14 protein-coding genes are annotated in these 20,824 nt (G+C 63.7%); 8 read left to right on the top strand and 6 right to left on the bottom strand.

The genetic code is table 11. The features are described 5' to 3' along the window. The first annotated feature begins 6 nt into the window (after nt 1-6). The 4 genes from htpX (at nt 7) to purH (ending at nt 5,998) form a co-directional block, all read left to right on the top strand. Nucleotides 7-1,023: a zinc metalloprotease HtpX gene (gene htpX / locus NKH01_RS10420; protein ID WP_353020107.1), complete on the top strand. Its 1,017-nt coding sequence runs from the start codon at nt 7-9 to the stop codon at nt 1,021-1,023. Then, entirely contained in the window at nt 1,014-2,402 is a 1,389-nt protein-coding gene (locus NKH01_RS10415) for an RsmB/NOP family class I SAM-dependent RNA methyltransferase (protein ID WP_353020106.1), read from the top strand. The genes htpX and NKH01_RS10415 overlap by 10 nt, the downstream gene beginning before the upstream one ends. Nucleotides 2,403-2,548: 146 nt before the next feature. Further along, a complete protein-coding gene (locus NKH01_RS10410) occupies nt 2,549-4,297 on the top strand; it encodes a heparinase II/III family protein (RefSeq protein ID WP_352480969.1) in 1,749 nt (582 codons plus the stop codon). A gap of 84 nt (nt 4,298-4,381) precedes the next feature. After that, nucleotides 4,382-5,998, top strand: a complete 1,617-nt coding sequence (gene purH / locus NKH01_RS10405) for a bifunctional phosphoribosylaminoimidazolecarboxamide formyltransferase/IMP cyclohydrolase (RefSeq protein ID WP_353020105.1) — start codon at nt 4,382-4,384, stop codon at nt 5,996-5,998. Nucleotides 5,999-6,038: 40 nt separating this feature from the next. On the opposite strand, the gene NKH01_RS10400 is transcribed toward purH, so the two are convergent. Both NKH01_RS10400 and NKH01_RS10395 read right to left on the bottom strand, forming a co-directional pair. Then, nucleotides 6,039-7,415: an MFS transporter gene (locus tag NKH01_RS10400; protein WP_353020228.1), complete on the bottom strand. Its 1,377-nt coding sequence runs from the start codon at nt 7,413-7,415 to the stop codon at nt 6,039-6,041. Nucleotides 7,416-7,600: 185 nt separating this feature from the next. Then, on the bottom strand, nt 7,601-12,385 hold the full coding sequence (locus NKH01_RS10395; protein WP_353020103.1) for an NAD-glutamate dehydrogenase: 4,785 nt from the start codon (nt 12,383-12,385) through the stop codon (nt 7,601-7,603). Nucleotides 12,386-12,519: 134 nt separating this feature from the next. On the opposite strand from NKH01_RS10395, the gene NKH01_RS10390 reads away from it, so the two are divergent. Further along, a complete protein-coding gene (locus NKH01_RS10390) occupies nt 12,520-13,083 on the top strand; it encodes a peroxidase-related enzyme (RefSeq protein WP_023719735.1) in 564 nt (187 codons plus the stop codon). Nucleotides 13,084-13,206: 123 nt separating this feature from the next. Next, nucleotides 13,207-13,530: a YciI family protein gene (locus NKH01_RS10385; RefSeq protein WP_353020102.1), complete on the top strand. Its 324-nt coding sequence runs from the start codon at nt 13,207-13,209 to the stop codon at nt 13,528-13,530. Nucleotides 13,531-13,539: 9 nt separating this feature from the next. Here the strand turns inward: NKH01_RS10385 and NKH01_RS10380 are convergent, their stop codons facing one another. Then, a complete protein-coding gene (locus NKH01_RS10380; protein ID WP_352480973.1) occupies nt 13,540-14,154 on the bottom strand; it encodes a LysE family translocator in 615 nt (204 codons plus the stop codon). Nucleotides 14,155-14,547: 393 nt separating this feature from the next. On the opposite strand from NKH01_RS10380, the gene NKH01_RS10375 reads away from it, so the two are divergent. Then, nucleotides 14,548-15,174 carry a DUF1062 domain-containing protein gene (locus NKH01_RS10375; RefSeq protein WP_353020101.1) on the top strand — a complete coding sequence of 209 codons (627 nt, stop codon included), beginning with the start codon at nt 14,548-14,550 and terminating at the stop codon, nt 15,172-15,174. A 57-nt stretch (nt 15,175-15,231) separates the two neighbouring features. Here the strand turns inward: NKH01_RS10375 and typA are convergent, their stop codons facing one another. After that, a complete protein-coding gene (gene typA, locus NKH01_RS10370; RefSeq protein ID WP_023719738.1) occupies nt 15,232-17,061 on the bottom strand; it encodes a translational GTPase TypA in 1,830 nt (609 codons plus the stop codon). A 198-nt stretch (nt 17,062-17,259) separates the two neighbouring features. Here typA and NKH01_RS10365 point away from each other — a divergent pair, with 198 nt between their 5' ends. After that, nucleotides 17,260-17,541, top strand: a complete 282-nt coding sequence (locus NKH01_RS10365; RefSeq protein WP_352480975.1) for a hypothetical protein — start codon at nt 17,260-17,262, stop codon at nt 17,539-17,541. A gap of 46 nt (nt 17,542-17,587) precedes the next feature. Here NKH01_RS10365 and NKH01_RS10360 read toward each other — a convergent pair whose 3' ends face one another. Both NKH01_RS10360 and NKH01_RS10355 read right to left on the bottom strand, forming a co-directional pair. Then, entirely contained in the window at nt 17,588-19,162 is a 1,575-nt protein-coding gene (locus tag NKH01_RS10360) for an alkaline phosphatase D family protein (RefSeq protein ID WP_353020100.1), read from the bottom strand. Between the two features lie 366 nt (nt 19,163-19,528). Continuing rightward, nucleotides 19,529-20,812: an MFS transporter gene (locus NKH01_RS10355; RefSeq protein ID WP_031194621.1), complete on the bottom strand. Its 1,284-nt coding sequence runs from the start codon at nt 20,810-20,812 to the stop codon at nt 19,529-19,531. Nucleotides 20,813-20,824 lie beyond the last annotated feature (12 nt).

Raw genomic sequence — 20,824 nt, 5'->3', positions numbered from 1 at the left:
CAGACGATGAACACCCTTCGCACCGCCATGCTTTTGGCCGCAATGACGGCCCTGTTCATGGGTGTCGGCTATCTGGTCGGCGGATCCGGCGGCATGATGATCGCCTTGCTGATCGCCGCCGGCACCAATTTGTTCAGCTATTGGAACGCCGACAAGATGGTGCTGTCGATGCACCGTGCGATCGAGGTCGACGAAAGCAACGCGCCCGAATATTACGCCATCGTGAAGGGTCTCGCGCAACGCGCCGGCCTGCCGATGCCGAGAACCTATCTCATCGACAATCCTCAGCCCAATGCCTTCGCCACCGGCCGCAATCCGCAAAATGCCGCTGTCGCCGCCAGCACCGGCCTGCTCGAGCAGCTCTCACATGAAGAAGTCGCGGCGGGGATGGCGCATGAGCTTGCCCATGTGCAGCACCGCGACACGCTGACCATGACGATCGTCGCGACCTTTGCCGGCGCAATTTCGATGCTCGGCAATTTCGCTTTCTTCTTCGGCGGCAACCGCGACAACAACAATTCCTTCGGCATCGTCGGCGTGCTGGTGGCGATGATCGTCGCGCCCCTGGCCGCCATGATCGTGCAGATGGCGGTGAGCCGCACCCGCGAATACGAGGCCGACCGGCGCGGGGCCGAAATCTGTGGACACCCGCTGTGGCTCGCCTCGGCACTTGACAAGATCGCGCGGGGCGCCGAACGCATCCGCAACCCGGATGCCGAGCGCAATCCGGCAACCGCCCATCTCTTCATCATCAATCCTCTTTCCGGCGAGCGCATGGACAGTTTGTTTTCCACTCACCCGAGCACAGAAAACCGCATCGCCGCATTGCAGAGGATGGCGAGCGAGATGGCCGGCGCACCCGAAGCGGCCGCGACGCCAAAGCCGGCGCCGGAAGGGACCGGGCAGCAGCCGTCGGGTCCGTGGGACAGGGCCGCCCGGCCCGAGAGGCCGCCTGAGCCGGCCAAGCCGAGACCCAATCCCTGGGGACGCAATCCGACCGGACCCAAAGGTCCGTGGTCGTGAGCGCAGCACAACGCCGGCACGCAATTCCAGGTGATCGCGAGCACAATTCGGGCAGCGAGGCCGTAGCCGGTCTCGCCGCGCGCAAGGCAGCCGCGCGCCTGCTTGCCGCCGTCATCGACGCGAGGACGCCGCTCGACGGGCTGACCGACCATGAAAACGGCCATCCGCAATACAAGGCGCTCGACCTGCGCGACCGCGCCCTGGTACGCGCCATTCTGGTCACCGCCCTGCGCTACCGCATGACCATATCGGGCCTTTTGGCCCGCCGCCTGGAAAAGCCGCTGCCGCCCAACGCCACTGCGCTTTCGCACATCTTGCATGTAGCGGCGGCACAGATCCTGTTCCTCGATGTTCCCGACAGCGCCGCCGTCGACCTCGCCGTCACCCACGCCAAGTCCGATCCGCGCACGGCGCGCTTTTCCGGCCTCGTCAACGGCGTGCTGCGTACGCTGGCGCGGTCCAAGCAGGACGAGCTCGCGGCAGCACTTGCCGCCACCGACGAGGCGCCGAAATGGTTTTCCGACCGTTTGAAAACGGTCTACGGCCCCGACAAGGCCAGGCAGATACTGCTCGCCCATCGCCATGAGGCGCCGGTCGATTTCTCGGTCAAGTCGGACCCGGCGCTGTGGGCCGAACGGCTCGGCGGCTTCGTCTTGCCGACCGGCACGGTGCGGGTCGAAAAGCTCAGCGCTTCCGTGACCGAACTGCCCGGCTTTGGGGAAGGCGCCTGGTGGGTTCAGGATGCAGCGGCCAGCCTGCCGGCCCGGCTGTTCGGCGACATCAATGGTTTGCGAATCGCCGATCTCTGTGCCGCCCCCGGCGGCAAGACCGCCCAGCTGATCCTCGCCGGCGCTCACGTCACCGCGCTCGACATGTCCAGAACGCGGCTGGCGCGGCTCACGCAGAACCTCGAAAGGCTCGGCTTGGCCGCGGAGATCGTCGAGGCCGATCTGCTCAAATACGAGCCGAAGAACCGCTTCGACGCCGTCCTCCTCGACGCACCTTGCTCTTCGACCGGCACGGTGCGGCGGCATCCCGACGTTCCCTGGACGAAGACGGCGGCCGACGTCGAAAAATTGGCCGACCTGCAACGCCGGCTGCTTGCCCGCGCCATCACCCTGGTCAAGCCTGGCGGTCGCATCGTCTTTTCCAACTGTTCGCTCGATCCGCTGGAAGGCGAAGAGCTCTATCGCGACTTTCTCGCCGGCAATGCGGAGATCATCGACGACCCGCTTCGGCCAGGCGAGATTGCCGGCATCGACCCATTCCTGACGCCGCAAGGCACGTTGCGCACCACGCCGGCCGATCTGGAGCTTGGCTCACCGGCGCGTTCCGGGCTGGACGGTTTCTTTGCCGCCCGCATGCGCAGAGCCGGCTAAGGGCCGATCTTGAAGCGCCATCCGACTTCTTGGGGCGAGGAGGCATGGAAAACAGGCTGAACGGCCCCACTGCCGCGGAATTCGCCTTCGCACAAGTTCTTGAATCATATAAACTTGTGCTTGGGTGAGGACGATCAGGAGGGGTTTTGGCAATCGCTGCCGGTAACACGACGCGTCTGTGGACGCTTGTCGCGAGGGAGTTCTGGCGCAAGACGCGCCGGCGCTTGCGCGCCGGGCCACTCTATCGCTGGCGCTACTCCGGCCGCACGCCGGAGCGCGTCCTGATTGCCCCGCCGGACCTGCGCCTCGCCGATCCTCAGATCGCACTCGAGATCTATTACGGCCGCTATCCGCTTTCGGGGCATCTGGTCGAGACCGGCGGCAAATCGCCCTTCCAGATCGACGTGCCCAATCCCGGCTGGCAAAAGACGCTGCACGGCTTTCGCTGGCTGCGCCATATGCGTGCCGCGGGTACGGAACTCGCCGCCGCCAACGCGCGGGCGTTGGTTTCCGACTGGATTGCAATCCATGGCAGCCATATTTCCGGCGTCGCCTGGGAGCCCGGCACGACGGCCAAGCGTGTCATTGCCTGGCTGCAGCATTCCTCGATCGTGTTACAGGGCGCCGAGTTTCCGTTCTACCGTGCGTTCCTGAAATCGCTTGCCGTCCAGATCCGCTATCTGCGCGCCATGGTGCGCGAGATGCCGGACGGCAAGGACAGGCTGCGCGCCCGCATTGCGCTGGCCTTTGCCGCTTTGTCGCTGCCGGCGCCGGCCTCGGCGCTGCGCGGTGCCACCCGCAATCTCGCCGAGGAGCTCGACCGCCAGATCCTGCCTGACGGCGGCCATATCTCGCGTAATCCGATGACCGTGCTTGAAATCCTCGCCGACCTTCTGCCATTGCGCCAGACATACGCCAATCAGGCCGAGACACCGCCGGCCGCCCTGATCGGCGCCATCGACCGGATGCTGCCGGCACTGCGCTTCTTTCGCCATCAGGATGGCAGCCTTGCCCGCTTCAACGGCATGGGCGCCACCATCCACGACCGCATCGCCAGCATCCTGCATCACGACGACACCGCCGGCGCACCACTGCTGCACGCGCCGCATTCGGGTTATGAGCGCCTGTCGATGGGTGGTGTCACGGTGATCGCCGATACCGGCCCGCCGCCGCCCGTCGACGTGTCCAATGCTGCTCACGCCGGATGCCTCGCCTTCGAATTGTCGTCGGGCCGCCAGCATTATATCGTCAATGCCGGCATAGACACCTATGGTGCCGCCGAGTTCCGGCCGCTTGCCCGCGCCACCGCCGCCCACTCCACCGCTACCATCAACGACACGTCGTCGGCGCGCTTCAACCACTCCTTGCGCGTCAACGACCTGCTCGGCACGCCTTTGATAGGCGGGCCGCAGCATGTGCCTTGCAAGCGCACCGACCAGAAGGGCAGCCAGGGCTTCATCGCCCGCCATGACGGCTATGTGGCGCGCTTCGGCTTCCTGCATGAGCGCGAGCTGAAATTGTCGACCGAGGGCAATGTGCTTGCCGGCAGGGACCGCTTCCTGCGGCCGGGCGGCGCTTCTATCCGCAACAATGGCCGTGATTTCGTTACAGTGCGTTTCCATGTCCATCCCGACATAAACGTGCTCCAGGATGAGCATGACCGTCTGGTGCTGACCGCCGACCACGCCGACACCTGGGTGTTTACCTCCACCGAAGTGGCACCCGAGGTCGAGGAATCGATCTATTTCGCCGGGCTTGGCGGCCCACGCCGCAGCCGCCAGATCGTGCTTGCCTTCAAGGCCTCGGAGATTCCCGAGGTCCATTGGCAACTGACGCGGACAATTATCGCCGGCCGTCAGGAAAAAGCTGAAGCTGGTGGCAACGGCAGACACTGATCAAGCCTTGCGGCTTGATTTCCGGGCCTCATATGCTACGGCCCGCGGACGCTCTCCAACCACACGTGGAAAGGCCGCCAGCCCATGGCCGTCGCCGCCAAGAATATTCCCGCGCCCGACCTTGTACCCATCCGTCGCGCGCTGCTCTCCGTCTTCGACAAGACCGGCCTGATCGATTTCGCCAGGGCGCTGGCTTCGGCCGGCGTCGAGCTGGTCTCGACCGGCGGCACGGCAAAGGCCCTCGCCGATGCGGGCATGGCGGTGCGCGACGTATCCGAGCTCACCGGCTTTCCCGAGATCATGGACGGGCGCGTCAAGACGCTGCACCCGTCGGTGCATGGTGCACTGCTCGGCGTGCGCGACGATCCAGAGCACGCCGCGGCGATGCGCGACCACGGCATTGAGCCGATCGATCTCGTCGTCTCCAATCTCTATCCATTCGAGGAGGTGCGCCGCTCCGGCGCCGACTACGCCGCGATCGTCGAAAACATCGACATCGGCGGCCCGGCGATGATCCGTGCCTCGGCCAAGAACCACGCATACGTCGGCATCGTCACCGACCCTGACGACTATGCCTCGGTGCTCAACGCGCTGGAGATGAATTTCGGCTCGTTGTCGCTGGATTTCCGCAAGAAGCTCGCAGCCAAGGCCTTTGCCCGCACCGCCACCTACGATGCGGCGATCTCGGGATGGTTCGCCGAGGCGCTTGAGATCGAGCATCCGACATGGCGCGCCTTCGGCGGCAAGCTGCAATCGGTGATGCGCTATGGCGAAAACCCGCATCAGGGCGCCGGCTTCTATGTCAATGGTGACAGGCGGCCGGGCGTCGCCACGGCACGCCAGCTCCAGGGCAAGCAGCTTTCCTACAACAACATCAACGATACCGACGCCGCCTTCGAGCTGGTCGGCGAGTTCGATCCGACCCGCTCCGCAGCGGTAGCCATCATCAAGCACGCCAACCCGTGCGGCGTCGCCGAAGGCGCTTCGCTGCAAGCGGCCTATGCCAAGGCGCTGGCCTGCGACCCGGTCTCGGCCTACGGCGGCATCGTCGCCATGAACCGCATCCTCGATGCCGCAACCGCCGAAGAGATCGTCAAGACCTTTACCGAAGTGATCATCACACCGGAGGCGTCCGATGATGCAATCCGCATCATTGGCGCCAAGAAGAATTTACGCCTGCTGGTCACCGGCGGCCTGCCCGACCCGCGCGCCGCGGGCTTTGGCTTAAAATCGGTCGCTGGCGGCTTGCTCATCCAGGGCCGCGACAATGCGGTGGTGGATGACCTCGAGCTGAAAGTGGTGACCCGGCGCGCGCCGACATCGGCCGAATTGGCCGATCTGAAATTCGCCTTTCGCGTGGCAAAGCACGTCAAGTCGAACGCCATCGTCTATGCCAGGGACGGCGCCACCGTCGGCATCGGCGCCGGCCAGATGAGCCGGGTCGATTCCTCGCGCATCGCCGCGCGCAAGGCGCTCGACGCGGCCGAGGCGGCCGGTCTGACGGAGCCTTTGACCAAGGGCTCGGTCATCGCCTCGGATGCCTTTTTCCCGTTCGCGGATGGGCTTTTGTCGGCAATCGAAGCCGGCGCCACCGCCGTCATCCAGCCCGGCGGCTCGATGCGCGACGACGACGTCATCGCCGCCGCCGACGCTCACGGCATTGCTATGGTCTTCACCGGAGTGAGGCACTTCCGGCATTAGGACGCCTTACCCTCCCGCTGTGGGAGAGGGGAAGAGCAGCTCACTCTGCCGGCCGATCCGCCGGATAGGGCGTGCCGATCAGGATCGCCATGCCGGCGCCGAGGAACAGCACGATCGCCGCCATTCCGAGCCGCGCCGAGCCGCTGGCCAGGGTGATCGTGGCCACCATGAAGGGTGCGGCAAAACTCGTCGCCCGACCGGCTAGCGCATAGATGCCGAAATAGCGGCCGGATTCGGCCGCGGAGACGCTGCGCGCCATGTAGGAGCGCGACGATGCCTGCACCGGCCCGAAGGCAAGCCCGATCAGCAAGCCGTAGAAAATGTAGGCTTTTTCCGCCGCCGTGCCGAACAATCCGCCACCATCCAGTCCGGGCATCACCCAAGCGCCGAACAGCGTATAGCCCGGGCCGGTCGAGACGATGCCGATCGTGGCAATGCTCAGCATGACCAGCGAAATCATCACGATGGTCTTGGAACCCAGTGCTGTATCGAGGCGTGCGGCAACCAGGCAGCCGACGATGGCAACGACGTTGAGGATGATGCCGAACAGGCCGATCTCGGTGATCGACCAATGGAACATCGCCGCCGCAAACGTTCCGCCCAGCGCCAGCAGCGCGTTGACGCCGTCCTGATAGATCATGCGGGCGACGAGAAAGCGAAAAATGCCGCTGCGCTGGCGCACTTCGGCCAGCGTCGACTTCAGTTCCGACAGGCCCTCGCGCACCGCCGGCCCGATTGGAATGCCTTTGATCGCATCGGGCGTGAAAAAGAACATCGGCAGGATGAACAGGAAATACCAGGCCGCCGACAACGGTCCGGTGGCGCGCGCGTCCTCGCCTAGCCTGGGGTCGAGGCCGAAGATCGGGTCGAGCCCAACGACGGTCTTGCCGGTTTCAGGCGAGCCGGCCATGACGGTAACGACGAAGATCAGCGCGATCATGCCGCCGAGATAGCCGAGCCCCCAGGCCATGTTCGAGATCCGACCGATGTCGCTCTTCGGCACCAGGCGCGGCATCATCGAATCATTGAACACGGTCGAGAATTCCGCCGCGACCGACGCCAGCGAGAACAACGCCACGACCAGAAAAAGGTTGGAGCCGGGCGCGGCGAACCACAGCAGGGTGAGGCTGGTGATCTTGACCGCGGCGAAGAAGGCTATCCACGGTTTGCGTGGTCCGGTCTGATCGGCGATCGAGCCGAGGATCGGCGACAAAACGGCGATGACGAGGCCGGCGGCGGCGATGCCGTAGCCCCAGGCCGCTTGCCCGGTCTCGGGATTGCTGGCCATTCGCGAGACGAAATAAGGACCGAAGATGAAGGTGGTGACGACCGTGAAGAACGGCTGGGCCGCCCAGTCGAACAGCATCCATCCCCAGATGCCGCGTCCCGACGCACGCTGCACTGCCACCTCAGCCATGTCCCCTCCGCTGGAGCTCTCCATGCCGATCGAATCGGCATGATGCTCCGTCTTCTTGTTGAGCACGATCTTGTCCAAAAGCCGATCGTTACGTTCGCGATCATGCTCCGGGCGCCCCAACGCCGCGCGCCGTTCGCTCTATAGCGCAGTTCTTCCCGGCAATCCCGCGCCATGTGGAAGACTTCTCACAGCGCCGTCAGATCACTCATCAGGCCGGACGCCACCGACAGCCGGGACACGGTGATGTCGCCGCCCTCGGTCAGCGCCTGCAGCCGCTCGCGGATGCGTCCGACCCGTTCGCCGCCGGACTCCAACCATCCAGTCACCGGATCCGCCGCCTCGGCATGGCCGGTGAGTGCCGCCACGGCGATGCCGCGCCTGGCCGCCCCAATCGTGTCGGTGGCGCGGGAAAGGGCCAGCTGATCGTAATAATCCGAGGGCGTGATCGAGCGCGCCGCGTCCTCGACGCGCGGGATGCGGAAGACATCGCTGACTGCAAAGAACGCCTTGGCGGCAGCGACGATGCCGGCACTCGCCGTCCGCGCCGTCAGCGCGATGTCGGGGATGAGTTCCGCCACGTCGGTCAGCGCCAGCTGTTCGGCAAGACTCTCCGGCGCGCCGCCCTTCGACAGGCCGTGCCGCCGCTCCTCGATCCGCTCGCGAGAGAAGGCCGGCAGCAGCGACACGAGCTTCGGCTCCAACGCCTTGCGCGCATCCTGCAATTCGGTGATCCGCTGCCCGAGCGGCGCGGTGCCGGCATCATTCTTCAGGTACCAGCCGCTCGTCATAAAGATCAGCCGGCTGACCGCCTGATAGAGGTCGAGTTGGATCTGCCCGTCGATCTGGTTGTCGAGCGCGTCGATCTGGCGATAGAGCGCCGGCAACGCAAAGCCGTCCCGCACCACCGCGAAGGTGCGCACGACATCGGCGGCACTGCGCCCGGTCGCTTCCTGCAGCCTGTTGACGAAGGACGGACCGCCGCGATTGACCAGATCGTTGGCGACGACACGGGCGATGATCTCGCGGCGCAGGCGATGGCCGTGGATTTCGGACGCATATTTCTTCGCCATTCGGTCCGGGAAATAGCCCATCAGGTCGCGGTCGAAATGCTGGTCGTCCGGCACGTCGCTGACGACGATGTCGGAAAACAGCACGATTTTGGCATAGGCGAGCAGCACGCCGAGCTCGGCCCTGGTCAGCGGCTCGCCGCGCGCTTCGCGCTCGGCAAGGGCCGCCGGCGACGGCAGCGTCTCGACGGCACGGTCGAGCAGTCCGCGCGCCTCCAGCGCCGCCATGAAACGGCTCTGATGGGCGATGTCGGCAAGGCCGCGCTTGCGGGCAAGGGACAGCGCCAGCGTCTGCTGGTAGTTGTTGGACAGCACCAGGGCGCTGACCTCGTCGGTCATTTCGGCCAGCAATTTGTTGCGCGCCGGCCGCGTCAGCGATCCCTTGCGCATGGCGGAAGCCAGCGCGATCTTGATGTTGACCTCGACGTCGGAGCAGTTCACGCCGCCCGAATTGTCGATCGCATCTGAGTTGCAGCGGCCGCCATTCAATCCGAATTCGATGCGCGCCCGCTGCGTGACACCGAGATTGGCGCCCTCACCGATGACCTTGGCACGCAGGTCGAGCGCGGTGATGCGGATCGCGTCATTGGCGCGGTCGCCGACGTCCTGGTTGGTCTCGCTCGATGCCCTGACATAGGTGCCGATGCCGCCGAACCACAAAAGGTCTGCCGGCGCCTTGAGGATGGCACTCATGATCTCGACTGGCGTGGCCGTTGTCTTGCCGAGGCCGATCGCCGCAGCCGCGGGCGCCGGCAAGGTGATCGACTTCTGGCTGCGCGAGACGATGATGCCGCCCTCCGACAGCTTCGTCTTGTCGTAATCCTGCCAGCTTGAACGGGCGAGAGCGAACATACGCCGGCGCTCGGCCATCGAAGCCGCCATGTCGGGATCGGGATCGATGAAGATGTCGCGATGATCAAAGGCGGCTATCAGCCGGGTCTGCTCCGACAGCAGCATGCCGTTGCCGAACACGTCGCCCGACATGTCGCCGACGCCGACGACAGTGAACGGCGTGGTTTGGATGTCGCGGTTCATCTCGCGGAAATGCCGCTTGACTGCTTCCCAGGCGCCCCTCGCGGTGATGCCCATCTTCTTGTGGTCGTATCCGGCCGAACCGCCGCTGGCGAAAGCGTCGTCGAGCCAGAAGCCGTGCCTTTCGCTTATGGCGTTGGCGGTGTCCGAGAAGGTCGCCGTTCCCTTGTCCGCGGCGACGACGAAATACGGATCATCCTGATCGCGCCGCACCACGCCGGCTGGCGGGATGACGCCGTCCAGGCCGATATTGTCGGTGATCGACAACAGGCTGGAAACGTAATTCTTGTAGGCGGCCGTGCCGGCCTCGAAAATGGCGTCGCGCCCGGCGCTCATCGGCAGCTTTTTCGGGTAGAAGCCGCCCTTGGCGCCAACCGGCACGATCACCGCATTCTTGACCTGCTGTGCCTTGACCAGGCCGAGCACCTCGGTGCGATAGTCCTGGGCACGGTCCGACCAGCGCAGGCCGCCGCGCGCGACCGGGCCGAAGCGCAGATGCACGCCCTCGACCTCGGAGCCGTAGACGAAGATCTCCCGCCATGGCCGCGGCGCCGGCAGCCCGTCGACCGATTGCGAATCGAGCTTGATCGCCAGTGATTGGCCCTTCTCTTTCGTATCGGCAACGAAATGATTGGTGCGCAGCGAGGCTTCGATCAGGTTCAGATAACGGCGGATGATGGTGTCGTCGTCGATGTTGGGAACGTCTTCCAGCGCATCCGTGATCTTGGCCTTCAGATGTTTGGCCTGAACGACGCCTTCCGTCTCAGCCGTCGGGCCGAGGCGGGCGACGAACAGCGCATGCAAGCCGCGGGCGATCTCGGGATAGCGGTTGAGTGCGGCGGCGATGAAATCCTGGCTCTGCGGGATACCGGCCTGCTGCAGATAGCGGCCATAGGCGCGCAGGACGGTGATCTCGCCCGACCACAGGCCTGCGGTCTGGGCGAGGCCGTTATAACCGTCATTGTCGACATTGCCGCGCCAGACGGAAAGGAACGCGTCCTCGAACAGCGCGCCGCCATTGCCGAGGTCGATCGGCCTGCCGTAGCTGTTCTCAAGTTCCATATCGTGGATGAAGACCATGCCGGATTGATTGTCGCCGACCTCGAAAGTACGCTCGCTGATGACGCGAAAACCGATGTTTTCCAGCACGGGCACGCGCCGCGACAGCGCCACCGGGCTGCCATGGTGATAGATCTTCAACGCCGCCTGATGCGGCTTCTGGACGGCGTGACGGTAATAGTCGATGGCGATCGGATTCGACGCATCGAGCCTGGCGATGCGCCCGGCATCGGCCAGCGCCACGGCCGGCGGGAAACTGTCGCGATAACTTTCCGAAAAGCGCGAGGCGATGGCCGTGAGTCTCGCTTCGGCGCCGGTCTCGGTCGCGGTCTCGCGCAGTGCATCGTCCCAGGTCCGTACGATGTCGCGAATCGCCGCCTCGATCGTCGCCTGCTCGACCTTCGGCGTCTTGCCGCCGGAGCGGCCGATGATGAAGTGGACGCGCGCCAGCCCGCCTTCCGGGAAGGCCGGATAATAGGCCGACAGCCGGCCTTCGAAGACGGTCTTCAGATAGGTGCCGATCTTCTCGCGCACGACGCTGTCGTAGCGGTCGCGCGGCACGAAGACGAGCACGGAGACGAAGCGGTCGAACTGGTCGACACGCACCAATGCCCTGACGCGCGGCCGCTCGATCAATCCCAGTATGGCTTCGGCATGCTTGCGCAGGATCGGCACCGGAACCTGGAACAACTCGTCGCGCGGATAGCTCTCCAGCACGTTGATCAATGCCTTGCCGGAGTGGTCGCCGGGATTGAAGCCGGATTTGGCAATGACGGTTTCGGCCTTCGAGCGCAGATAGGGGATTTTCATCACCGAGCGCGTATAAGCAGTCGAGGTGAACAGTCCGACGATGCGCAGCTCGCCCGAAAGCACGCCTTTGCCGGTGTAGGTCTTGACGCCGATGTAGTCGAGGTAGATGCGGCGGTGCACCGATGACTTGGCGTTGGCCTTGGTGACGATCAGCGGTTCCGGCCCATGCAGGAAGGCGCGGATTTCCGGCGTCGTGCTCACCGCTTCGGTGCCACGCCTGAGCACCAGCACGTCGGGATCGGAAAGGATGCCGAGGCCGGGCTTTTCGGCACGCTCGAGCATGCCGCTCTTCTCGCCGCCGGTGTATTTGAATTCACGCATGCCTAGAAAGGTGAAATTGTCGTCGCGCAGCCATTCGAGGAAGGCGATCGCCTCGGTGACATGGGCCTTGTCGAGCGGCACCGGCGAGTAGCGGAATTCCGAGATCGCCTGGTCGAGGCGGGCAAGCATCGGCTTCCAGTCGATGACGGCGGCGCGCACCTGACCGAGCAGCTTCGTCAGGCGTGCGGAAAGGCCTTCGGCCTGCTCGGCCGAAAGGCGGCCGATATGGACATGGATGACGCTCAGCCGGTCATGGCTGTGCTCGCCCTTGGCATAACCGCCATCGCCGAGGATTTCCTCGACGCCGTTCTTGCCGTGCCTGACCACGATGACCGGGTGGGTAACCAGCAGCGGCTCGCCGGCGCTCTCTGTAATCTCACCGAGGACGGAATCGAACAGGAACGGCATGTTGTCGTTGACGACGGTGATCACCGTCATCGGCCGGCCTTGGCGGACGACACCGGAATCGACGTCTATGGCAACGACGCAGTCGTCCTTCTTGTGCCGGGCGACAGCGCGGCCGGCGAGTTCGGCAGCGCGTTCGAGATCGATGACGTCGTAGGCGGCGACATCTTCGGCCGGAGCTCGGGCCAGCAAGTAGTCGGCAAGCCTGCCGGGCTTTTCGCTGCCCTTGGCCGGACTCATCTTTTTCAACTGGCTTGCGGATTTCAGGCCGGCCATGAGCTAATTCCCTCCCGTCATGTTTTTACAACTATCGTAGCAGATGACGGGTATTTGGCGACAAAGGTTTGACGGCTTGCGACGAAATGTCGGAATTCACCGGCAGCCTGGCGGAAAACGAGGAGAAATCCCCTATGACAGACAAAATCACCGCGCTTGACCTCGCACCGGCGGAGCTGAGCGAAGCGACCAACGCCTATTTCGCCAAATGCCGGGAGAAGCTCGGCCTCGTTCCCAATGTGCTGCTCGCCTACGCCTTCGACGAGAAGAAGCTGCGCGCTTTCACCGACATGTACAATGATTTGATGCTGGGTGAATCCGGCCTGTCGAAGCTGGAGCGAGAGATGATCGCGGTGGTCGTCTCATCGGTCAACCATTGCTATTATTGCCTGGTTGCACATGGCGCGGCGGTGCGCCAGCTTTCCGGCGACCCGGCCTTCGGCGAGATGATGGTGATGAATTTTCGCGCCGCCGAGCTGTCAGACAGGCAGCGCGCCATGCTCGAATTCGCGGTGAAGCTGACCGAGCAGCCGGCAAAGATCGTCGCAGCCGACCGGGCGGCGCTGCGGCAAGTGGGCTTTTCCGACCGCGACATCTGGGATATCGCCTCGACTGCCGCGTTCTTCAACATGTCGAACCGGCTGGCATCGGCGATCGATATGCGGCCGAACGATGAATATCACGCGATGGCGCGATAGGGCACCGCGGTCGTATATATTAGCTACATCTCATTCTCGTTGCTTGTTTGCCGGTTTGGTCCGATGATCGGCATGCGGCATGACCGCATGCCGGTTCGATGCCGCCGATCAAAGGAGGAGAACATGGCGAAATTTCTCTACGTCTATCACGGCTCGGGCAAGATGCCGACCGAGGAGGCCGAACGGAAGGCAGCGATGGATGCCTGGAACGGCTGGTACGGCAAGCTTGGCTCAGCCGTGGTCGACGGTGGCAATCCAGTCGGCATGTCGAAGACCCTGCTGCCCGGCGGCAAGGTCGAGAACAATGGCGGCAGCAATCCGACCGCCGGTTACACCATCATCGAAGCGAACGACATCGACGATGCCGTCCGCAAAGCCAAGGATTGTCCTATCCTGACGGACCCGGGTTTCAGCGTCGAGATCGCACCGATAATCGAAATGGGTTGACGCGGCGGCTCAAGACCGCGCCGCGATCGCCGCCGCAGCGCCGGCCATGGTGCCGGCGCTGACGCGGTTGGCGATCTTCATCGCCCGTTTGCTCCTCAAGAGCTTGCGCGCCTGCGATGCGGCGAGCACCCAGGTCAAATCGATGGCGACCAGCACCACGGCCATGGTCGCCGTCAGCTCGACCCAGCCGATCACGCTGACTGAACCGAGATCGATGATGGTCGGCAGCAGCGCCAGATAGAACATCATGATCTTGGGGTTGCCGAGCGTTACCGCCATGCCGGCAAAGAACAGTCTGACGGGCGAATCTTCGCGCGGCAGCGAACCTTCTTTTGCCTCGACCGGTGCGGTCCACATCTTCCAGGCAAGCCAGGCGAGATAGACGACGCCAACCCATTTCACGACGACAAAGGCGAAGTGGAACGTCTGCGCCACCACGGCGAGGCCAAACACCGCCAGTGATAGCCAGATCGCTTCGCCGATCCACATGGCAAGCAGGAACGGAAACACGTCGCGAAACCCTTTTGCGATGACCCGCGCCACAAGTGCGGCAATCGACGGGCCCGGCGAGCCGGCGGCAACAAGCAGGGCGCCGGCAAAAATCAGAAGCGACGTGAAATGCATGACGCGGATCTCGTTAGAAATTTTTGGACGCTTCAACATAACCCAACTGTTCCGGCGACGGTAGCGTCCACCGAAAGAAGGCTTGTCGGCCAGGCACCTCGCGGCTAGAAGTGTCGTCTCGAAATCCTTTCCGAGCTTCACTTTGCCTACGTAACCGCCGGTCTCGCCAACTCCCCCGACACAGAGCAGGGCGTCGCAGTCGCGGTGCCTGTTTTCACATCATCTGTTCTTCAGGGTGGCGGTTCGAGACCGGTTTGGCACTGCTGAACCGCTGTCGCGCATAACCCGCGACACCTGATTTCCAACTGCCGCAGTCTCTCGCCACGCCGTGCCCGCAGGGGCATCTCGACATCGCCGATCTGACGAACTTCCCGACGGGAAGGGCTTTTCGGCATGCCTTCGATACTGCGTATCCGCTGGACGATCGCGCCCAAGACCGCACCGCGACCTCACCTCAACTGCAATCGCTGCGGCGGTCTGAAAGCCTATCGCTGCAGCGGCAAATTCCGGGTCAATGCCAATGGCAAACGCATTGATGCCTGGTTGATTTACCGCTGCATCGATTGCGACAATTCCTGGAATTTCGGCATTCTGGAGCGATGCAGTCGCCGCGATATCGAACCGGCAATATTGCAGGCGCTCGAACGCAACGATCCGGTCCTGGCGCGGCGCCATGCTTTCGATATTGCCGCACTGCGAAGCAGGATCGGGCGCGTCGAGGAGTTTCCTGAAGCCGCCGTTCATAAGCAGGTGCTCGGGGACAGGCCGGAAAACACCGCCGCCCTCGAACTCCAGCTCGAGCTCGAAATGCCGACAGCGCTGCGGCTCGACCGGTTGCTCGCCAACGAACTCGGTGTCCCGCGATCGCGGCTTCAGGTTTGGGAAGAGAAGCGATTGCTGGTGGTTGGTCCGGATGGGGCCAAAGCCTTGCGCAGGCCGGCCCGGGCGGGAACGGCGATCCGCATCGACCTGTCTAGCGATCCAGACCGGGACGGCATTATCGCGGCTGCCGGCGGGTAAGATAAAGGGAGGAAGCACGCACGTGCTCCCTCCCTCATAGTGGCTGAGAAAAGTGGCTTACGCCGCGCCGACCACTTTCGCCGACTTCTCGAAACGCTTGCGCTCGTTCGGGTCGAGATAGAGCTTGCGCAGGCGGATGGTCTTCGGCGTCACCTCGACCAGCTCGTCGTCCTGGATCCAGGCCAGCGCGCGTTCCAGCGTCATGCGGATCGGCGGCGTCAGTTTTACCGCCTCGTCCTTGCCGGCGGCGCGGATGTTCGTCAGCTTCTTGCCCTTGAGCACGTTGACTTCGAGGTCGTTGTCCCTGGAATGGATACCGATGATCATGCCCTGATAGACCTTGACGCCGGGGTCGATGACCATCGGGCCGCGGTCTTCCAGGTTCCACATGGCATAGGCCACCGATTCACCCTGTTCGTTTGAGATCAGCACGCCGTTGGTGCGGCCGGGCAGCTCACCCTTATAGGGTTCGTAGGCGTGGAACAGCCGGTTCATCACGGCGGTGCCGCGCGTGTCGGTCAGCAGTTCCGACTGGTAGCCGATCAGGCCGCGCGTCGGCGCGTGGAAGACGATGCGCTGGCGATTGCCGCCCGAAGGGCGCAGCTCGACCATCTCGGCCTTGCGCTCCGACATTTTTTGCACGACGACGCCGGCATGCTCCTCGTCAACGTCGATGACGACTTCCTCGACCGGCTCCAGCAATTCGCCGTTCTCGCCCTTCTGCATGACGACGCGCGGCCGCGACACGGCGATCTCAAAACCTTCGCGGCGCATCGTCTCGATCAGCACGGCCAGCTGCAATTCGCCGCGTCCGGAGACGAAGAACGAATCCTTGTCCGGCGATTCCTCGATCTTCAGCGCGACATTGCCTTCGGCCTCGCGCAGCAGGCGGTCCCGGATGACGCGGCTGGTCACCTTGTCGCCTTCGGTGCCCGCCAGCGGTGAATCGTTGACCAGGAACGACATCGTCACCGTCGGCGGATCGATAGGCTGCGCGTGCAGCGGCTCGGTCACCGACAGGTCGCAGAACGTGTCGGCGACGGTGCCTTTCGACAAGCCGGCGATGGCGACGATGTCGCCTGCCTGCGCTTCGTCGATGGGCTGGCGCTCGAGCCCGCGAAAAGCAAGGATCTTCGAGATGCGGCCGGTTTCGACCTGGGTGCCATCATGGTGCAGCACCTTGACCGCCTGGTTGGATTTCAGCGTGCCGGATTCGATACGGCCGGTGATGATGCGGCCGAGGAACGGATTGGCTTCCAGAATGGTGCCGATCATGCGGAACGGGCCAGGATGAACGGTCGGCGCCGGCACGTGCTTGATGACGAGGTCGAACAGCGGCGCCAGAGCCTGGTCCTTCGGACCTTCGGGGTTTTCGGAGACCCAGCCGTCACGGCCCGAACCGTAAAGGATCGGGAAGTCGAGCTGCTCGTCGGTCGCGTCAAGCGCGGCAAACAGGTCGAACACCTCGTTGACCACCTCGACGTGGCGAGCATCCGGCCGGTCGATCTTGTTGATGACGACGATCGGCTTCAGTCCGACCTTGAGCGCCTTGCCGACGACAAACTTGGTCTGCGGCATCGGCCCCTCGGCGGCGTCGACCAGCACGATGGCCGAATCCACCATCGACAGGATGCGCTCGACCTCACCGCCGAAGTCGGCGTGGCCGGGCGTGTCGACGATGTTGATGCGGGTGCCCTTCCAGTCGACCGAGGTCGCCTTGGCCAGGATGGTGATGCCGCGTTCCTTTTCGAGATCGTTCGAATCCATGGCGCGCTCGGCGACGCGCTGGTTGTCGCGGAACGAGCCGGACTGTTTCAGGAGCTGATCGACGAGGGTGGTTTTTCCATGGTCGACGTGCGCGATGATCGCGATATTGCGGATTTTCATGTTTTGGTCTCGGGAGCGTTGCAGGCAGCAGGCCAAAAGGCGCTGCCTCTTTCGGTTGGGCGGCTCATACAGGGTTTTTCGCAATTGCGAAAGAGGAGGCGAGTCACCAAATAAAGTCACCAAATCTTAAATGTCTTGGTGTGAAGTGGAATTATTAACCAAGGCGGAACCTTTCATGGTCCGGGCAGTTCGAATTTCATGATCGACGCAGGCAGCAGACTCCGGCCGATTTTGGCATGTAGCGCACTCGCCGTCCTCCTCGCGGCAGGCGCGGCGCAGTCGGCCGCGTCGTTCAAGGAGACGCGGACTGCCCTGCCGTCCGACAAGCGGTCGGCGGAGCAGCTTTTTGCCGATGCTCCCGATGGCGTCGACCCGGTGGTGACCGGGCCAGTCAGCGCCGCCTTCAAGCAAAGGCAGCAAAATGCCGGATGCGACGGCGCCGTCTGGCCCAACATTCCCGTCGTCTGCTATCCCGATTGATACACGTCCTACCCTCGGGCTGGCCCGAGGATAATGGTGCAGTCGCTCACGCCGACCGCACCGGATCGAGCGTGACCTTGTAGAGTTCGCTGTCGTCGCGATCCATCAGCCGCACCGTCAGCTGCTCTGTAGCGCCATCGATATCCACAAGTCCGAAGAACTGCAGGCCGGCCGACGGCGGCAGGTTCTGACCCTGCTCGGCAGTCGGTGCCTTGATGAACTTCAGCTCCGGGCCGAAGGTCATGTCGAAACCATTCGGTCCGAACGTGCCTGAATGGATCGGACCCGAAACGAATTCCCAGAACGGATTGAAGTCCTGGAACTGCGCCTTGTCCGGATTGTAGTAATGCGCGGCCGTGTAATGCACGTCTGCGGTGAGCCAAACGGTATTGCTGATGCCCGCGTTCTTTATATAGCGAAGAAGGTCGGCAATTTCCAGCTCGCGCCCCTTGGCCGGGCCATTGTCGCCATTGCTGACTGCCTCGGCCCCGACTTTCTTGGTACCGTCATTCCAGACCACGAGGCCGAGCGGCATGTCGGCGGCGATGATTTTCCACGTCGCGTTGGAATTTGCCAGCTCACGCTTCAACCACTTAATCTGCTGTTCGCCGAGGATGCGCGATTGCGGCGTCATCGTCTCCTGCATATCCGGGCCGTTGGGGCCGCGGTAGGAACGCATGTCGAGGAAGAACACATCGAGCAGCGGCCCATAAGCGATCTTGCGGTAGACGCGGCCCGGCTCCGACAGTTCGTAGCGGATCGTCGTCATCTCGTGGAAGGCGCGCGCAGCACGTGCCGCCAGCACATGGATCGATTTTTCGGTGTAGCGGTCGTCGGCGGTCAGGTCCTTCGAGTCCGACCAGTTGTTAAGCACCTCATGGTCGTCCCACTGATAGAAAGTCGGGCAGATGGCACTGAGCGCAAGAACGTTCTTGTCCATCATGTTGTATTTCCACTGCGCCCGGTATTCGTCCAGCGTCTCGGCAACCTTGCGCTTTTCGTCGATCAGCACTGTGTTTTTCCACTTGTCGCCATTGGGCAGGTCGACCTCGTCCTTCATCGCACCATCGGCATAGACCGTATCGCCCGAATGCAGGAAGAAGTCGGGCGTGTGCTTGGCGATCGTGGCGTAGGTCTTCATGCCGGTCTCGTCGATGCCCCAGCCTTGGCCGGCGGTGTCGCCCGACCAGGCGAAACGAATGTCGCGCTTCGAGGCAGGTGCCGTGCGGAAGCGGCCGACGATCGGCTCCGAAACGGCGTTGATGTCGGCAAGATCGGCCGCGACCATGCGGTAGAAAATGTCCTGGTCGGAGGCGAGATCGGTAAGCAGCCGCTTCACCGTATAGTCGCTGGCCGGCGACGTATCGAGCGGCGCCAGGCGGACGGCATTGGCGAAATTTTCCGTCGACGACACTTCGAACATGACGCGCGACGGCCGGTCCGTGCGCGTCCAGACCATGCCGCTGGTCGCGTCGACATCGCCGGACTGAATGCCATGGGTGAAGGCCGGGCGCTGATTGGCGCGCGAGTAATAGGGAAGGGCGAGACCCGAGGCGCCGACCAGGCCAACGGCGCTGGCCGACGTGACGAAAGCGCGCCGCGTCATTGAAATCTTGTTCATGGCTGTCTCCTGGATGGCGTTGAACGTCGCCGCCAAGCTCCAGCTTCAATGTTTCAGGCACATTTCGAAACGATGAAGGTTTTCTGACATCAACAAGCGGGAAGGCTGGACCGCTCGGCGGCGAAGCTGCTGATCTCCCCCCTTGCGGGTCCCTTGCGGGGGAGATGGCCGGCAGGCCAGAGGGGGGCGCTGTCCCGCCGACGTACAAATCAGAAAGAAATCAGACGGAGCAGCGGAGTTTGGGCAGAACATTGCGTAAAGTCGGAGGCTGGCGAACCTTCGCGCCCCCTCTGCCCTGCCGGGCATCTCCCCCACGAGGGGGGAGATCGGCAATTTGGCCGACGGCATCTCTCCTGCAACGAGAAGCTATGCCGCCTGCGGTTCAGGATCGAACGCCGGGCGGCTGGTGTTGATCAGCAGCGAGATGCAGGCGGCGGCTATTGCCGTCATGCCGGCGATCAGGAAGGCAAGCTCGTAATTGCCCTGCAACTCACGCATAGTGCCACCGAAAAAGGCCGCTGTCGCTGCGCCGACTTGATGGCCGGCGACGATCCAGCCGAAGACGATCGGCCCGCTGCGGTCGCCGAACGCCTCGTTGGAAAGCCGCAACGTCGGCGGCACCGTGGCGATCCAGTCCAGTCCGTAAAATACTGCGAAGATGATCAGGCTGGTCGCCGAGAAGCCGGAATAGGGCAGATAGATCAGCGACAGGCCGCGAATGCCGTAATAGATGCCGAGCAGCTTGCGCGGGTCGAAACGGTCGGTGAGCCAGCCCGACAGCGTCGTGCCAATAAGATCGAAGATGCCCATCATCGAGAGCAGGCCTGCGGCCTGCACTTCGCCGATGCCCATATCGCCGCAAAAGGCGATCAGGTGCGTGCCGACCAACCCGTTGGTGGTGAAGCCGCAAACGAAGAAGGTGGCGAACAGGTACCAGAACACACGCGTACCGGCGGCGCGGCGCAACGTGCTCAGCGTATGCGCGAGGAAATTGCCTTGCGCGGCCGGCGGCGCGGGCGGCACATCGTCGAGCTCGGCGCCATAGCGGACCATGCCGATCGCGGCCGGACGCTCCGGTACCAGCATATAAACCAGCGGCACCAAGGCGGCGGTGGCCACGGCAATGGCAATGGCGACCGGCTTCCAGCCGCCAGACTGGGCGAGCGAGGCGAGCAGCGGCAGGAAGACCAGCAGCCCGGTGGCGCTGGACGCCGACATCAGTCCCATCACAAGGCCGCGATTGGTCTTGAACCAGCGGTTGACGATGGTGGCGCCGAGCACGGTGGCGACGGCGCCCGAGCTGATGCCGGAAAACACGCCCCAGGTGAGGAGCAGATGCCACGGCTTGGTCATCAGCAGGCTGAGCGCGGTCGATCCCGACATCAACAGCAGCGCGGCAAGCAAGGTGCGGCGCAGCCCGATCCGCTCCATCAGCGCCGCGGCAAACGGCCCAGTCAGGCCATAGAGGAAGATGCCGGTGGCCGCGGCCAGCGAGACGACGTCGCGCCGCCAGCCGAAACTATTCTCCAGCGGCAGCATCATGACTGCCGGCGCCGAACGCAGGCCCGCGGCGATCAGCAGGCAGAGGAAGATGACGGCGACCACGACGAAAGCGTAGCGCTGGCCAAACGGGCGGGATTGAGCTATCATGTTACTGACCGG

Source organism: Mesorhizobium sp. M1403, assembly GCF_040317695.1.
GTDB lineage: Bacteria > Pseudomonadota > Alphaproteobacteria > Rhizobiales > Rhizobiaceae > Mesorhizobium.
The sequence above is the reverse complement of the archived record's forward strand: the minus strand, read 5'-3'. Positions and strand labels throughout refer to the sequence as shown.

Bases quoted from the DNA above. Each gene is read 5' to 3' on its own strand.
- htpX (WP_353020107.1), top strand. From the start codon at position 7: ATGAACACCCTTCGCACCGCCATGCTTTTGGCCGCAATGACGGCCCTG.
- purH (WP_353020105.1), top strand. From the start codon at position 4,382: ATGGCCGTCGCCGCCAAGAATATTCCCGCGCCCGACCTTGTACCCATC.
- NKH01_RS10400 (WP_353020228.1), bottom strand. From the start codon at position 7,415: ATGGCTGAGGTGGCAGTGCAGCGTGCGTCGGGACGCGGCATCTGGGGA.
- NKH01_RS10395 (WP_353020103.1), bottom strand. From the start codon at position 12,385: ATGGCCGGCCTGAAATCCGCAAGCCAGTTGAAAAAGATGAGTCCGGCC.
- NKH01_RS10390 (WP_023719735.1), top strand. From the start codon at position 12,520: ATGACAGACAAAATCACCGCGCTTGACCTCGCACCGGCGGAGCTGAGC.
- NKH01_RS10385 (WP_353020102.1), top strand. From the start codon at position 13,207: ATGGCGAAATTTCTCTACGTCTATCACGGCTCGGGCAAGATGCCGACC.
- NKH01_RS10380 (WP_352480973.1), bottom strand. From the start codon at position 14,154: ATGCATTTCACGTCGCTTCTGATTTTTGCCGGCGCCCTGCTTGTTGCC.
- NKH01_RS10375 (WP_353020101.1), top strand. From the start codon at position 14,548: ATGCCTTCGATACTGCGTATCCGCTGGACGATCGCGCCCAAGACCGCA.
- typA (WP_023719738.1), bottom strand. From the start codon at position 17,061: ATGAAAATCCGCAATATCGCGATCATCGCGCACGTCGACCATGGAAAA.
- NKH01_RS10365 (WP_352480975.1), top strand. From the start codon at position 17,260: ATGATCGACGCAGGCAGCAGACTCCGGCCGATTTTGGCATGTAGCGCA.
- NKH01_RS10360 (WP_353020100.1), bottom strand. From the start codon at position 19,162: ATGAACAAGATTTCAATGACGCGGCGCGCTTTCGTCACGTCGGCCAGC.
- NKH01_RS10355 (WP_031194621.1), bottom strand. From the start codon at position 20,812: ATGATAGCTCAATCCCGCCCGTTTGGCCAGCGCTACGCTTTCGTCGTG.